This is a genomic window from Streptomyces sp. NPDC051738, from assembly GCF_044453205.1.
Lineage (GTDB): Bacteria > Actinomycetota > Actinomycetes > Streptomycetales > Streptomycetaceae > Streptomyces.
Map to the genome: position 1 here is coordinate 496929 of NZ_JBITCM010000003.1, position 14590 is coordinate 511518.

The 14590-nt window shown below is 69.7% G+C and carries 13 protein-coding genes and 1 pseudogene; 10 read left to right on the top strand and 4 right to left on the bottom strand.

Translation table 11 applies throughout. From position 1 onward, the window contains the following. Positions 1-81 precede the first annotated feature (81 nt). From ACIA8X_RS10095 to ACIA8X_RS10105, 3 genes and pseudogenes are all read right to left on the bottom strand, one after another. Positions 82-1364 (bottom strand): annotated as a pseudogene (locus ACIA8X_RS10095) (NAD(P)/FAD-dependent oxidoreductase). A 16-nt stretch (positions 1365-1380) separates the two neighbouring features. Continuing rightward, a complete protein-coding gene (locus ACIA8X_RS10100) occupies positions 1381-1527 on the bottom strand; it encodes a hypothetical protein (RefSeq protein WP_393445263.1) in 147 nt (48 codons plus the stop codon). Continuing rightward, complete coding sequence (locus ACIA8X_RS10105; RefSeq protein WP_393445265.1) at positions 1509-2579, bottom strand: MFS transporter; 1071 nt, start codon at positions 2577-2579, stop codon at positions 1509-1511. Before ACIA8X_RS10105 ends, ACIA8X_RS10100 begins: the two co-directional genes overlap by 19 nt. Between ACIA8X_RS10105 and ACIA8X_RS10110 the strand changes: the two genes are divergently transcribed. The 8 genes from ACIA8X_RS10110 (at position 2578) to pssA (ending at position 11396) form a co-directional block, all read left to right on the top strand. Further along, on the top strand, positions 2578-3231 hold the full coding sequence (locus ACIA8X_RS10110) for a PucR family transcriptional regulator (protein WP_393445267.1): 654 nt from the start codon (positions 2578-2580) through the stop codon (positions 3229-3231). The genes ACIA8X_RS10105 and ACIA8X_RS10110 overlap by 2 nt on opposite strands. 390 nt (positions 3232-3621) lie before the next feature. Next, positions 3622-4965, top strand: coding sequence for a crotonyl-CoA carboxylase/reductase (ccrA, locus tag ACIA8X_RS10115; protein WP_393445269.1), 1344 nt, complete (start codon positions 3622-3624; stop codon positions 4963-4965). Between the two features lie 31 nt (positions 4966-4996). Further along, the gene (locus tag ACIA8X_RS10120) at positions 4997-7045 is read left to right on the top strand and encodes a protein meaA (RefSeq protein WP_393445271.1); all 2049 of its coding nucleotides are present in this window, start codon (positions 4997-4999) and stop codon (positions 7043-7045) included. Continuing rightward, complete coding sequence (locus ACIA8X_RS10125; RefSeq protein ID WP_328878234.1) at positions 7042-8001, top strand: CoA ester lyase; 960 nt, start codon at positions 7042-7044, stop codon at positions 7999-8001. Before ACIA8X_RS10120 ends, ACIA8X_RS10125 begins: the two co-directional genes overlap by 4 nt. A gap of 5 nt (positions 8002-8006) precedes the next feature. Further along, complete coding sequence (locus ACIA8X_RS10130; RefSeq protein ID WP_093905754.1) at positions 8007-8519, top strand: MaoC family dehydratase; 513 nt, start codon at positions 8007-8009, stop codon at positions 8517-8519. Positions 8520-8522: 3 nt separating this feature from the next. Further along, positions 8523-9728: an acyl-CoA dehydrogenase family protein gene (locus ACIA8X_RS10135; RefSeq protein ID WP_393445273.1), complete on the top strand. Its 1206-nt coding sequence runs from the start codon at positions 8523-8525 to the stop codon at positions 9726-9728. A 170-nt stretch (positions 9729-9898) separates the two neighbouring features. After that, the gene (locus tag ACIA8X_RS10140) at positions 9899-10558 is read left to right on the top strand and encodes a phosphatidylserine decarboxylase (RefSeq protein WP_003996602.1); all 660 of its coding nucleotides are present in this window, start codon (positions 9899-9901) and stop codon (positions 10556-10558) included. A 22-nt stretch (positions 10559-10580) separates the two neighbouring features. Further along, complete coding sequence (gene pssA / locus ACIA8X_RS10145) at positions 10581-11396, top strand: CDP-diacylglycerol--serine O-phosphatidyltransferase (protein WP_393445275.1); 816 nt, start codon at positions 10581-10583, stop codon at positions 11394-11396. 189 nt (positions 11397-11585) lie between these two features. Here pssA and ACIA8X_RS10150 read toward each other — a convergent pair whose 3' ends face one another. Beyond that, on the bottom strand, positions 11586-12704 hold the full coding sequence (locus ACIA8X_RS10150) for a glycerate kinase (protein ID WP_393445503.1): 1119 nt from the start codon (positions 12702-12704) through the stop codon (positions 11586-11588). A gap of 191 nt (positions 12705-12895) precedes the next feature. On the opposite strand from ACIA8X_RS10150, the gene ACIA8X_RS10155 reads away from it, so the two are divergent. Both ACIA8X_RS10155 and ACIA8X_RS10160 read left to right on the top strand, forming a co-directional pair. Beyond that, entirely contained in the window at positions 12896-13999 is a 1104-nt protein-coding gene (locus ACIA8X_RS10155; RefSeq protein ID WP_399458160.1) for an ADP-ribosylglycohydrolase family protein, read from the top strand. A 39-nt stretch (positions 14000-14038) separates the two neighbouring features. After that, positions 14039-14533: an NUDIX domain-containing protein gene (locus tag ACIA8X_RS10160; protein ID WP_399458161.1), complete on the top strand. Its 495-nt coding sequence runs from the start codon at positions 14039-14041 to the stop codon at positions 14531-14533. Positions 14534-14590: the final 57 nt, after the last annotated feature.

Genomic DNA, 14590 nt, shown 5'->3' on the forward strand with positions numbered 1-14590 from the left:
GGCGGAGCCGCATATCAACACCGCCCCGCGCCCCTTGGGGCGCGGGCGAACCGCGGCCTATATCGCCAGGGCCGCCCAGGGCTAGCGCCTGATTCGCCAAGGCAGGACCTCGCCCCCGCGCCGGACCGACCGGCCCGGTGCGAACCTCGCCGCCAGCCCCGGCTCCGCCTCCCCCGTCACAAGCCCGGCCACCAGCCGTCCCGTCGCCGGGGCCAGCATCAGGCCCAGCATGTTGTGGCCGGTTGCCAGCAGGACTCGGGGGCGGCCGGGCACCGGGCCGATCAGGGGCAGTCCGTCCGGGGTCATCGGGCGCGGTCCCATCCACTCCTGCTCCCGCCGCTCCCAGTCGGCGCCCGGCAGATACGGCCGGGCGGCTGCCACCAGTGCCTCCACGCGGCCCTGCCGGAAGCGGTCCGGATCGCGGTCGAACTCCATCGTCCCGGCGACCCGCACCCCCTTGCCCAGCGGCGCCAGCACCGCCTTCGCGGAGCCCAGGTGCACCAGCCGCTTCGGCAGCGACTCGGCCGGCACCGAGAAGCTGTACCCCTTCCCGGCGGCCACCTCGATCCGCACCCCCGCCGAAGCGCACACCTCCCGGGACCAGACGCCCGCGGCGATGACCACCGCGTCCGCCTGGTGGGTCCCCGCGGTCGTACGGACCTCGACGCCCTCGGCGCCGTCCCGCACCGCCGTCACCCGGGCGCCCTCCACCAGCTCGCCCCGTCCCGACGCAGCCGCTCGGCCAGCGTGTCCACGAACTGCCCGGGATCCACGGCCCATTGACGCTCCACCAGGAACCCGGCCCGGGCGGCGGGCCCGAGCGCGGGCTCCGCCTCGGCCAGCGCCGCGCCCCGCAGCACCCCCTCGGGCGCGACCGGCGCGCCGAGCCGGCGGAAGCCCCCCAGCCCGTGCGCCGCGTCCTCGTACGACGGGTAGGCGAACAGGAAGCCGTCCTTCCCGGCCCCGCCGTCCACCCCGATCGCCTCCAGCTCCTCGAACGTCTCGAAGGTGCCCTCGGCGAGGGCGGCGAGCGCGGCGGCCCCGGCGGTGTGGTGCCGGGCCGTGCTGCGCAACCCCAGACCGGCGAGGAAACGCAGCAGCGGGAGGCTCGGCACCGGGTTGATCCACAGTGGGCTGTCCGGCCGGAACACGCCGGTCAGCGCCTTGGCCGCGACGCCCGGGGCGCCGAGCGGTTCGACGAGGTCGGGGCAGATCTCGCCGGCGTTGCCGCGTGAGGCGCCACTGCCGAGCCGGTCCCGTTCCAGGACGGTGACCGTGAGGCCGGCCCGGCCGAGGTAGTGGGCGCAGGCCAGGCCGACGACGCCACCGCCGACGACGAGGACCGAGGAGGGCGACGTACTCACGAAGACTCCTTCCGGGTCACGACAGCTCCTTCACAGTGGGCAGGTCGGCGGACGCGGCGCTCCCGTCACCGCTCGACTCCGCGAGGCTCTTGCCGCTGGTCTCGGGGGCGAGCCGGTACGACACCAGCCGGCCGAGGCCGCAGATCAGCGCGCCGAGGAACATCGCCAGGCGGGTGCTGTGGCCGAGGACGACCGGGGCGCCCCAGGTGCCGATGGCGGCACCGATGCGGCTGGCGCCGGTGGCGAAGCCGTTGGCGGTGGCGCGCACGCCGTCGGGAACAGCTCGGACGGGTAGATCGCCTGGAGGCACTGGCTGGAGAAGGACGCGAGGCCGAACACCGCGAACAGGGTGACGACGGCCGCCGGCCCCGGATCGGCGAGTGCGGACAGCACCAGCAGCGGCACGGCGGACAGGGCGAAGCTCCACAACAGCAGTGGTCTGCGGCCCTTGTTGATGAACAGGATCCCGGAGAGGGAGCCGAGGATGTAGAAGATCTGCAGCGCCACCGAGCCCAGGTAGGCGCTGTCGCCGTGGTCGAGTCCGAGCGAGGTCAGGATCGTCGGCTCGTAGGTCGTGATGGCGTAGATGGGCAGCAACTGGCAGGCCCAGAAGGTGCCGACGAAGATCGTGCGGCGCAGGTAGACGCCCTGGAAGGTGTCGGTGTAGCGGCTGCGGGTCGTGGTCTCGGCCTCCAGGTCGGCCAAGTCAGCGTCGGGGCCGAGCATTTGGCGCACGACCTGGCGGGCCTCCTGCGTCCGGCCCTTGCTCATCAGCCAGCGCGGCGACTCGGGTGTGCCGAACCTGAGCAGCAGGATCAGCGCGGCCGGGATCGCGCTGCTGGCCAGCATCCAGCGCCAGTCGTCGAGACCGGAGCGCAGCATCAGCCAGCCGACGACGTACGCGGTCGCCGCGCCCACCGACCACATGGTGACCATGACGACCAGCAGCGGACCCCGCGACTTGCGCGGCGCGAACTCGGAGGCGATGGTGCCGGCGATGGCGAAGTCGGCGCCGATGGCGATGCCCATCGCGAACCGCAGCAGGGTCAGTGTCCAGGCGTCCGGGGCGAAGTACTGTGCCACGGGCAGGGCGATGAAGGCGGCGATGTCGAAGAGGTAGACCTTCTGCCGGCCGACCCGGTCGGTGACGTACCCGAAGACGAGCCCGCCGACGAACATGCCGATCAGCGCGGCCGAGCCGACCAGGCCCGACATGGTGGAACCGAGGCCGCGCACCGCGGTGGTGCTGGACGTCCGCGCGGGCGGGGTGTCACGGATGTCGTTGCTGCGGACGGTACGGGAAGTGTTCGGCTCCGCTCAGGACGTGACCGGGGAGCTCGCCGCCGGGCGGTACGCCGTCCTGCACGCCTCGACCGGCCGCCAGGAGCGGCTCGTGGAGAGGTGCTCGGCGCTGGTCGAGCGCCTCGGCGAGCGGCACGGAGTCGAGGCGCGGGTGGGGATCGGCGAACCGGGCCGGGGTGTGGCGGGGATGCACGACTCGTACCGGGACGCGGCGCTGGCACTGCGTGCCGGGCCGCGGCTGGAGCCGGACGGGCGCGTCTTCGCGGTGGCCGACCTGCGCGTGCCCCAGCTCGTGGCCTCGACCGTACGGCAGGAACGCGCCCGGTACGCGGCCGCCGTCCTGGCGGGACTGCGCGAGCGGGAGGACTGGCCCGTGCTGCGGGAGACGCTGATCGCCTGGGCGGAGGGCGGCTTCCAGCTGGTCCGGACCGCGGAGCGCCTGGCCGTCCATCGCAACACCCTGCTCTATCGGCTGACGAAGATCGAGGAGCTGAGCGGGCGCGAGGTGCGGGAGCCGCGTACCGCGATGGCCATGTACCTGGCATGTCTGGCCGATGCCCTCTAGGCGACCGGCCGACGACGACTGGTGACCGATAGCGCCCGATAAACACCTACTCACGGGTAGCTTTGATCGATCATCGCTCATTTGTTACGTAAAGATTTCATCTGAGAGCAGGTTCTGGCACTCAGTGCCTTGCCAGGTGACACGCGGTGTCATACGTTGAAGGAGTCCGGGCGGCCGGCGTGCAGAGACCTTTCGTACGCCGGCTGTCCCCGCAAGCCCCTCCCGGGGCATGCGCGCCCGGCGCCTGCGTCACAGGCAACCTCCCGCGCCACAAAGCGCTGCCGAACAGCACAGATCGCCGAACCGACGGCAACCACCAAAAACCCTCAGCAGCACCGACGTAACCCTCAGCACCCCTCCCTCAGGGTGCGTATCGCCGGAGGCAACACCGTGACCGTGAAGGACATCCTGGACGCGATCCAGTCGCCGGACTCGACGCCGGACGACTTCGCCGCCCTGCCGCTCCCCGAGTCGTACCGCGCGATCACCGTGCACAAGGACGAGACGGAGATGTTCACGGGTCTGGAGACCCGCGACAAGGACCCGCGCAAGTCGATCCACCTCGACGACGTGCCGCTGCCCGAGCTCGGCCCGGGCGAGGCCCTGGTGGCCGTCATGGCCTCCTCCGTCAACTACAACTCGGTGTGGACCTCGATCTTCGAGCCGCTGTCCACCTTCGGGTTCCTGGAGCGCTACGGCCGCACCAACGAGCTGGCCAAGCGCCACGACCTGCCGTACCACATCATCGGCTCCGACCTGGCGGGCGTCGTCCTGCGCACCGGCCCGGGCGTCAACGCCTGGAAGCCCGGTGACGAGGTCGTCGCGCACTGTCTGTCCGTCGAGCTGGAGTCCAGCGACGGCCACAACGACACGATGCTCGACCCCGAGCAGCGCATCTGGGGCTTCGAGACCAACTTCGGCGGGCTGGCGGAGATCGCGCTGGTCAAGTCCAACCAGCTGATGCCGAAGCCGGATCACCTGAGCTGGGAGGAGGCCGCTGCTCCGGGGCTCGTGAACTCCACCGCGTACCGGCAGCTGGTCTCGCGCAACGGCGCAGGTATGAAGCAGGGCGACAACGTCCTGATCTGGGGCGCGAGCGGTGGACTCGGCAGCTACGCGACGCAGTTCGCGCTGGCCGGTGGCGCCAACCCGATCTGTGTCGTCTCCAGCGACCAGAAGGCGGACATCTGCCGGGCGATGGGCGCCGAGGCGATCATCGACCGCAACGCCGAGGGCTACAAGTTCTGGAAGGACGAGCACAACCAGGACCCGAAGGAGTGGAAGCGCTTCGGCAAGCGCATCCGCGAGCTCACCGGCGGCGAGGACGTCGACATCGTCTTCGAGCACCCCGGCCGCGAGACCTTCGGCGCCTCGGTCTACGTCACGCGCAAGGGCGGCACCATCGTCACCTGCGCGTCCACCTCGGGCTACAACCACGAGTACGACAACCGCTACCTGTGGATGTCGCTGAAGCGGATCATCGGCTCGCACTTCGCCAACTACCGCGAGGCCTGGGAGGCCAACCGGCTCATCGCGAAGGGCAAGATCCACCCCACCCTGTCGAAGGTCTACTCCCTGGAGGAGACCGGCCAGGCCGCGTTCGACGTGCACCGCAACCTCCACCAGGGCAAGGTCGGCGTGCTGTGCCTGGCCCCCGAGGAGGGCCTCGGCGTGCGCGACGAGGAGATGCGCGCCCAGCACATCGACGCCATCAACCGCTTCCGCAACATCTGATCCGCACCATCTGAGACACCCGAGGTCATAGATGACTGAGCGTCAGCCCGCCGAAGGCAAGCGGGAGAAGGACCGGCCGTGGCTCATGCGCACGTACGCCGGTCACTCCACGGCCGAGGCGTCCAACGAGCTGTACCGGCGCAACCTCGCCAAGGGCCAGACGGGTCTGTCGGTCGCGTTCGACCTGCCGACCCAGACCGGCTACGACTCCGACCACATCCTCGCCCGCGGCGAGGTCGGCCGCGTCGGCGTGCCGGTGGCGCACCTCGGTGACATGCGCCGGCTGTTCCAGGACATCCCCCTGGAGCAGATGAACACCTCGATGACGATCAACGCCACCGCCATGTGGCTGCTGGCGCTCTACCAGGTCGTCGCCGAGGAGCAGGGCGCCGACATCACCCAGCTCCAGGGCACGACCCAGAACGACATCGTCAAGGAATACCTGTCGCGGGGAACCCATGTCTTCCCGCCGGGGCCCTCACTCCGGCTGACGACGGACATGATCGCGTACACGGTCTCCCACATCCCGAAGTGGAACCCGATCAACATCTGCAGTTACCACCTGCAGGAGGCGGGCGCCACGCCGGTCCAGGAGATCGCGTACGCGATGTCCACCGCGATCGCGGTTCTCGATGCCGTACGCGATTCAGGGCAGGTCCCCGCCGAGAAGTTCGGGGACGTCGTGGCCCGTATCTCCTTCTTCGTGAACGCGGGCGTCCGCTTCATCGAGGAGATGTGCAAGATGCGGGCGTTCGGGCGGATCTGGGACAAGGTCACGCGCGAGCGGTACGGCATCGAGAACACCAAGCAGCGCCGCTTCCGGTACGGCGTCCAGGTCAACTCCCTCGGTCTGACCGAGGCGCAGCCGGAGAACAACGTCCAGCGGATCGTCCTCGAAATGCTGGCCGTGACCCTCTCGAAGGACGCACGCGCGCGTGCCGTGCAGCTGCCCGCCTGGAACGAGGCCCTGGGTCTGCCCCGGCCCTGGGACCAGCAGTGGTCGCTGCGCATCCAGCAGGTCCTGGCGCACGAGAGCGACCTGCTGGAGTACGAGGACATCTTCGAGGGCTCGCACGTCATCGAGGCGAAGGTCACCAAGCTCGTCGAGGAGTCGCTCGCCGAGATCGACCGGATCCAGGAGATGGGCGGCGCGATGGCCGCCGTCGAGTCGGGCTACCTCAAGTCGCAGCTCGTCTCCTCGCACGCCGAGCGCCGGGCCCGTATCGAGTCCGGTCGAGAGAAGATCATCGGCGTCAACATCTTCGAGACGACCGAGCCGAACCCGCTGACGGCCGACCTGGACACCGCGATCCAGACGGTGGACCCGGCGGTCGAGGCCCGCGTCATCGCCTCCCTCCAGCACTGGCGCGACACCCGCTACCAGCCGCCCTTCAACCACCCGCGCCCCTGCAAGGCGCTGGAGAAGCTGAAGGAGGCCGCCAAGGGCACCGCCAACCTCATGGAGGCCACCCTGGAGTGCGCCCGCGCCGGCGTCACGACCGGCGAGTGGGCCGGGGCCCTGCGCGAGGTGTTCGGGGAGTTCCGGGCGCCGACCGGGGTCTCGTCGGCCCCGGTGGCCATCCCCGCCGAGGAGGGCTCGGCCCTGAGCGAGGTCCGCCGCAAGGTCGACCGCACGGCGCAGGACATGGGCGTCGGCAAGCTGCGTTTCCTGGTCGGCAAGCCCGGCCTTGACGGGCACTCCAACGGCGCCGAGCAGATCGCCGTGCGGGCCCGTGACGCCGGGTTCGAGGTGGTCTACCAGGGCATCCGGCTCACCCCCGAGCAGATCGTGGACGCGGCCCTCGCCGAGGACGTGCACGCGGTCGGCCTGTCGATCCTCTCCGGCTCGCACGCCCAGCTGGTGCCGGACGTCCTGGAACGGCTCCGTGTGGCCGGTGCCACAGATATACCGGTGATCGCCGGTGGCATCATCCCCAATGGTGACGCCGAGCAGCTCAGGGCAGCCGGAGTGGCCGCGGTCTTCACCCCGAAGGACTTCGACATCACCGGGATCATCGGCCGCATCGTCGACGAGATCCGGAAAGCGAACAAGCTCGACCCCCTGGAGGTCCCCGCATGACCGTCAACCGTCTGCGTCCCCGCCGCTCGTGTCTCGCGGTGCCGGGAAGCAACCCCCGCTTCCTGGAGAAGGCGCAGGGCCTCCCGGCGGACCAGGTCTTCCTCGACTTGGAGGACGCGTGCGCCCCGCTCGCCAAGCCCGAGGCCCGGCACACCATCGTCAAGTTCCTCAACGAGGGTGACTGGACGGGCAAGACGAGGGTCGTGCGCGTCAACGACTGGACGACCGAGTGGACGTACCGCGACGTCGTCACGGTCGTCGAGGGCGCCGGCCAGAACCTCGACTGCATCATGCTGCCGAAGGTGCAGACGGCCCAGCAGGTCGTCGCCCTGGACCTCCTGCTGACGCAGATCGAGAAGACGATGGGCTTCGAGGTCGGCAAGATCGGCATCGAGGCGCAGATCGAGAACGCCCAGGGCCTGAACAACGTCAACGAGATCGCGACGGCCTCCCAGCGCGTCGAGACGATCATCTTCGGCCCGGCCGACTTCATGGCGTCGATCAACATGAAGTCGCTGGTCGTGGGCGAGCAGCCGCCCGGCTACCCGGCGGACGCCTACCACTACATCCTGATGAAGATCCTGATGGCCGCCCGCGCCAACGACCTCCAGGCGATCGACGGCCCCTACCTGCAGATCCGCAACATCGACGGCTACCGCGAGGTCGCCCAGCGCGCCGCCGCGCTCGGCTTCGACGGCAAGTGGGTGCTGCACCCGGGCCAGGTCGAGGCGTCCAACGAGATCTTCTCGCCCTCGCAGGAGGACTACGACCACGCCGAGCTGATCCTGGACGCGTACGACTACTACACGTCCGAGGCGGGCGGCAAGAAGGGCTCGGCGATGCTCGGCGACGAGATGATCGACGAGGCCAGCCGCAAGATGGCCCTGGTCATCTCCGGCAAGGGCCGCGCCGCCGGCATGCAGCGCACGAGCAAGTTCGAGATCCCGGAGGCCTGAGCGCGATGCAGTTCGGACGCACCTACGAGGAGTTCGAGGTCGGGGCGACGTACAAGCACTGGCCCGGCAAGACGGTCACCGAGTACGACGACCACCTGTTCTGTCTCCTCACCATGAACCACCACCCGCTCCACATGGACACCAACTACGCCGAGAAGACAACGGACTTCGGCAAGAACGTGGTGGTCGGGAACTACATCTACTCGCTCCTGCTCGGCATGTCCGTGCCGGACATCTCCGGCAAGGCGATCGCCAACCTGGAGATCGAGTCACTCAAGCACGTGGCGCCGACCTTCCACGGCGACACGATCTACGGCCAGACGACGGTGCTGGACAAGTGGCCGTCCAAGTCGAAGAACGACCGCGGGATCGTCTACGTCGAGACCAAGGGCTACAAGCAGGACGGCACGCTGGTCTGTGTGTTCCGCCGCAAGGTGATGGTGCCCACCGAGACGTACATCAAGGAGCGCGGCGGCGAGCAGCCCGGCCGCCCCGAGCTCAAGTCGCAGGAGAAGTAAGCCATGGCCCGTCTCGCCCAGACCGCCGGTCTGACCGACATCCAGCAGGAGATCCTCTCCACGGTCCGCGACTTCGTGGACAAGGAGATCCTCCCGGTCGCCACCGAGCTGGAGCACCGCGACGAATACCCGCAGCAGATCGTCGACGGCCTCAAGGAGTTGGGCCTGTTCGGCCTGATGATCCCGGAGGAGTACGGCGGTCTGGGCGAGTCGCTCCTGACGTACGCCCTCTGCGTCGAGGAGATCGCCCGCGGCTGGATGTCGGTCTCCGGCATCATCAACACGCACTTCATCGTGGCGTACATGCTCAAGCAGCACGGCACGCAGGAGCAGAAGGACCACTTCCTGCCGCGCATGGCGGCCGGCGACATCCGCGGCGCCTTCTCGATGTCGGAGCCGGCCCTGGGCTCCGATGTGTCGGCCATCACGTCGAAGGCGGTGAAGGACGGCGAGGAGTACGTCCTGAACGGCCAGAAGATGTGGCTGACGAACGGCGGAACGTCGTCTCTGGTCGCCGTACTCGTCCGAAGTGACGAAGGACACCCCGAGGGGACCGCGCCCCACAAGTCGATGACGACCTTCCTGGTCGAGAAGGAGCCCGGCTTCGGAGAGGTCCGCCCGGGCCTCACGATCCCCGGCAAGATCGACAAGATGGGCTACAAGGGCGTCGACACGACCGAGCTCATCATGGACGGCCTGCGAATTCCGGCCAATCGGGTGCTCGGCGGCGTCACCGGCCGCGGCTTCTACCAGATGATGGACGGCGTCGAGGTCGGCCGCGTCAACGTGGCGGCGCGTGGCTGCGGTGTCGCTCAGCGTGCCTTTGAGCTCGGCGTCCAGTACGCCCAGCAGCGACACACCTTCGGCAAGCCGATCGCCCAGCACCAGGCCATCCAGTTCAAGCTGGCCGAGATGGCTACCAAGGTCGAGGCCGCGCATGCCATGATGGTGAACGCGGCACGCAAAAAGGACTCCGGGGAGCGAAACGACCTCGAAGCAGGGATGGCGAAGTACCTCGCCTCCGAGTACTGCAAGGAGGTCGTCGAGGACGCCTTCCGGATCCACGGCGGTTACGGCTTCTCCAAGGAGTACGAGATCGAGCGCCTCTACCGTGAGGCTCCGATGCTGCTGATCGGTGAAGGTACTGCCGAGATCCAAAAAATGATCATCGGTCGCCGGTTGCTCGAAGAGTATCGGTTCCAGGGCTGATTGTCCGGATACGGGGTGTTTTCTTGGAGAAGAAGATCACACCCCGTCAACACTCTTCGGCGGCCGACTCGGCTTCCTGGCTTGCCCAGTTGTGGCCCGCGACCGGTACGATCCCGGGAAAGCCGCCGTCCCCTGATACCGCGCGGCATCATCCGCTACGAAGGTCATCCATGCCCCACAGCCAAACCTCTGCACCACGCGACAGCCAGGTCGGCGGCGTACGCCTCGCGCGCGGAGCATCGCCGTGGCTTCTCCCGACCGTCGCCACCGCAGCCGTCAGCCTGCTGCGCGCACGCCGCTCCGGCGTCGCCAAGGCCGTCGCCGTGCCCGCCACCGCTCTCGCGGCGGGCATGCTGTGGTTCTTCCGCGACCCCGAGCGCGAGATCGCCCAGGGCCGGGTCATTTCGCCCGCCGACGGTGTGGTGCAGAGCATCATGCCGTGGAAGGACGGCCGTACCCGCGTCGCGATCTTCATGAGCCCGCTGAACGTCCACGTCAACCGTGCGCCGCTCTCCGGCACGGTCACGTCCGTGGAGCACATCCCCGGTGGCTTCGTTCCGGCGTTCAACAAGGAGAGCGAGAACAACGAGCGCGTAGTCTGGCATTTCGACACCGAACTCGGCGACATCGAGATGATCCAGATCGCCGGCGCGGTGGCCCGTCGCATCGTGCCCTACATCCCGCAGGGCACGAAGGTCGAGCAGGGCGACCGTATCGGTCTGATCCGCTTCGGCTCACGTGTCGACATCTACCTGCCCGAGGGCGTGGAGGTCGCGGTCGAGGTCGGGCAGAAGACCGTGGCTGGGGTGACTCGCATTGACCGTGATTGATCCTGAGACTCAGCCTGGCTGGGTGCCCGAGGCCGACGAGGTCGACGAAGAGGAGGAGATGCCTCTTTCTCTCCGCCTGTCGATAGCGGACACCCTCACTCTCGGCAACGCCACGTGCGGCTTCATGGCGGTGTACTTCACCACCACCGGCATCCTGATCCCGCACCTCACGGGTGACGATTCGGGCATGGCCCGCAACAGCGCCGCCACGGCTGTGATCCTTATGCTGTGCGCGGCCGTCTTCGACCTCTTCGACGGCCTCGTCGCCCGCAAGCTGCGGTCGTCGCCGATGGGTGCGGAGCTGGACAACCTCTCCGATCTGATCAGCTTCGGTCTGGCACCCGCGTACTTCGTGCTGGTGTACGGCATGGTCGCGAGGGACGCGCATGAGCGGGTCGCGGCGGTGGGCGCGATCGTTGTGCTGTTGGCGGTGGTGCTGCGCCTGGCGAGATTCTCCTGCGTGACGCCGCCGAACGGCATGTTCCAGGGCATGCCCTCGCCGTTCGGTGCGCTGACGGTGGTATCCATCGTGCTGCTGGAGCTGCCCTTCGTGGCGACGCTGCTGGCGATCCTCGGCACGGCCTGGCTGATGGTGAGCCGGGTCGAGTACCCGAAGCCGCGGGGGCGTCTCGCGGTGGCGATGCTCGCGTGGATCGTGGTCAGCATGGGGCTGCTCGCCGCCTGGGCCTTCGACGCGCCCAGCGGTCAGCTGCTCCTTCAGACGGGTTGTGCGCTGCAGCTGGTGATGGGCGCGGTGATCCCGCTGTTCGCCACGGCCCGCCGGGTGAACAACTTCCGTGACAACCGGCGTGAGGCGCGGGCGGCGCAGCTGCCGTAGCGGTTCTACGACGCCTGAGGGGCCCCGAGCTGATTGGCTCGGGGCTCTCCTTTTTTCGCCCCCGCCGCCCCTACCCTTCCCGTCCTTCTGGGGCTCCGCCCCAGACCCCGCTCCTCAAACGCCGGAGGGGCTGAGTAGTTCAGCCCGTCCGGCGTTTTAGGGGCGGCGAGGGCGAAGAAATGCCCGGGCTCAGACCAGGAAGTCCCGTGCGATGCGCTCCGCGACCCGCTCCAGGATCGGCCCCGCGTCCGCGATGCACTTCGCCACGTCCGGCTCGATCTCCGTCAGCGGGTACGCCCGTCGGATCCCGGCCCGGCCCAGCGCCTCCGGCGCCAGCGCGAGGCGGCCGCACACCGCGACGACCTCCTTGTCGGCCGCGCGCGCGGCGGCCGCGACACCCGCCGGGGCCTTGCCGTGCAGCGTCTGCTCGTCCAGGGAGCCCTCGCCCGTGATGACCAGCGTCGCCCGCTCCAGCGCGGGCGCGAAGCCCAGGACGTCCAGCATGACCTCGATGCCGGGGCGGAAGCGGGCGCCGAGCAGGAGGGCGCCGTAGCCGATGCCGCCCGCGGCGCCGGCGCCGGGCGCGGCCGCGTGCTCGGCGGACTTGGGTCCGACCGACTCCTCCAGCACCTTCGCGAAGTGCGCGAGCGCCACGTCCAGCGTCTGCACCTCGTCCGGCGAGGCGCCCTTTTGCGGGCCGTACACCGCCGGCGCGCCCTTCGGGCCGGTCAGCGGGTTGTCGACATCGCTGGCGAGGACCAGCTCGACGGAGTCGAGGCGCGGGTCCAGGCCCGAGAGATCGGCGGTCGCCAGGTCGCCCAGGCTCCCACCTCCCGGCGCCACCGGCTCCCCGTCCGCGTCGAGGAAGCGCGCGCCCAGCGCGGTGAGCATCCCGGCGCCGCCGTCGGTCGTGGCGCTGCCGCCGACGCCGAACACGATCGTGCGGGCACCGGCGTCCAGCGCGGCCCGCAGGAGTTCCCCGGAGCCGTAGGTGGACGCCGTGAGCGGCGCGAAGACGCCGGCCGGCAGCCGCTGCAGGCCGCTCGCCTCCGCCATCTCCACGACCGCCGTGTCGCCGCGCAGCGCGAACGCCGCCGTCACCTCGTGCCCGAGGGGCCCGGCGACCTGTACCTCCCGCCGCTCGAAGCCGGCCGCGACCGCCGCGTCCACGGTCCCGTCGCCGCCGTCGGCCACGGGCAGGGCCTCCACGTCGAGGTCCGGCACGACCCGGCGCAGGCCCGCCGTCACACGCTCGGCGACCTGCACGGCCGTCAGCGACCCCTTGAACTTGTCCGCGGCGATGAGCACCCTGTGGGCACCGTTCACTGCAGCGTCCGCCACCTTGTCTTCCCCTTGCTCTCCGGGCCCGCGTATGTCGGGGCCAGTCGCGCCGCTGCGACCTTAACCGCAGGACACCCCCGCCGTCATGCGCTGACCGGACCTTGAGAACCTGCTACGGCCTCCCTGTGCGGGCGCCCGGAATCGGGTAAACCGGTCCTATGACCCCTGTGGGCACTGAGCCAGAGTTCGCCGACCGCATTCTCGGGGGCTGGCTCGGCCGGATCGCGGGCAACATGCTCGGCAAGCCGGTCGAGCAGGGCGACCTGTGGACGCGGGACCGGATCGACCGCTATCTGCGGCAGGCGGCAGCCCTGCCCCTCACCGACTATCTCCCCGAGCCGGCCAGCGAGAACGACGGCTTCGAGCTGCGCCCCGAGTGGCGCCAGTGCGTACGCGGCCGGATCCACGGCAGCTGCCGCGACGACGACGTCGACTACGCCATCCTCGGCCTCGACCTTCTGGAGACCCACGGCTTCGGCTTCAGCACCGAGCAGGTCGGCGATCTGTGGCTGCTGCGGCTGCCGTATCTGCAGACCTTCACGGCGGAGCGGGCGGCGTACCGCAATCTCGCGAACGGTCTGAAACCGCCGCTGACCGCGACGTACGACAACCCGTACCAGGAGTGGATCGGCGCCCTCATCCGTGCCGACATCTACGGCTGGACCTGCCCGGGCGCCCCGCAGCGCGCGGCCTCGCTCGCCCGCCGGGACGCGGTGCTGTCGCACACCGGCAACGGCGTGTACGGCGCGATGTGGGCGGCGGCGCTGATCTCGGCGGCGTTCACCGCGTCCACGATCCGCGAGGCCGTCGACCGGGCACTCACGGTCATCCCGGCGAGCAGCCGGCTCGCCCGCACCGTACGCCGCACCGTCTCGCTCCACGACACCCGGATGACCTGGGAGGACACGCTCACCACGGTCGCCGAGGAGACCGCCGGGCTCGGCTGGATCCACACCATCCCGAACGCGGCCGTGCTCACCGCCGGGCTCCTCTACGGCGACGGCGACTTCACCCGCACCATCACGCTCACCGTGCGCGGCGGCCTGGACACCGACTCCAACGGCGCGACCGCCGGCTCGGTGGCGGGTGTGCTGACCGGGGCGGCGGCGATTCCGGACCAGTGGACCGAGCCGCTGGAGGACACCGTGCGCAGTGCGGTGTTCGGGTTCGACGGGGTGGCGATCAGCGAGTTGGCGGAGCGGACGGTGCGACTGGCGGAGGCGGAGGCACAGGCGGAAGCGGAAGCGGAAGCCGGGAATTGACCGGCCGGGTGGGGCGCGGACACTGGTTACTCTTCCTGGATGACCAGCTCCGAAGAATTCGCCGCGTACATCGCGGGTCTCCCCCGCGTCCTCTCCGGCGCCGCCGCCCTCTTCCGTGACGCCGAGGGCCGGGTGCTGCTCGTGGAGCCCAACTACCGTGAGGGCTGGGCGCTTCCGGGCGGCACCATCGAGTCCGACGAGGGCGAGACCCCGCGCCAGGGCGCGCGCCGCGAGACGCTGGAGGAGATCGGCCTCGACCGCGAGCTCGGGCGGCTGCTCGCGGTGGACTGGGTGTACCGGCCGGGTTGGCCGCCGCTGGTGGCGTATCTGTACGACGGTGGGGTGCTCGGCGAGGACGACTTCAAGGCGATCCGGTTGCAGGAGGAGGAGCTGCTGTCCTGGCGTCTCGTGGAACCGCGGGACGTGCCCGAGCACCTGCCAGACGCCCTGGGCCGTCGGGTCCTGGCCGCGCTGGAGGTGCTGGCGGACGGCGCGGGGACGGTTGAGCTGGAGAACGGTCACCGGGTGGGCTGACCCGGTCGGCGGGTCCGATATCCATTCGGGGATATCCATTCGCCGTCGTCACGGCGC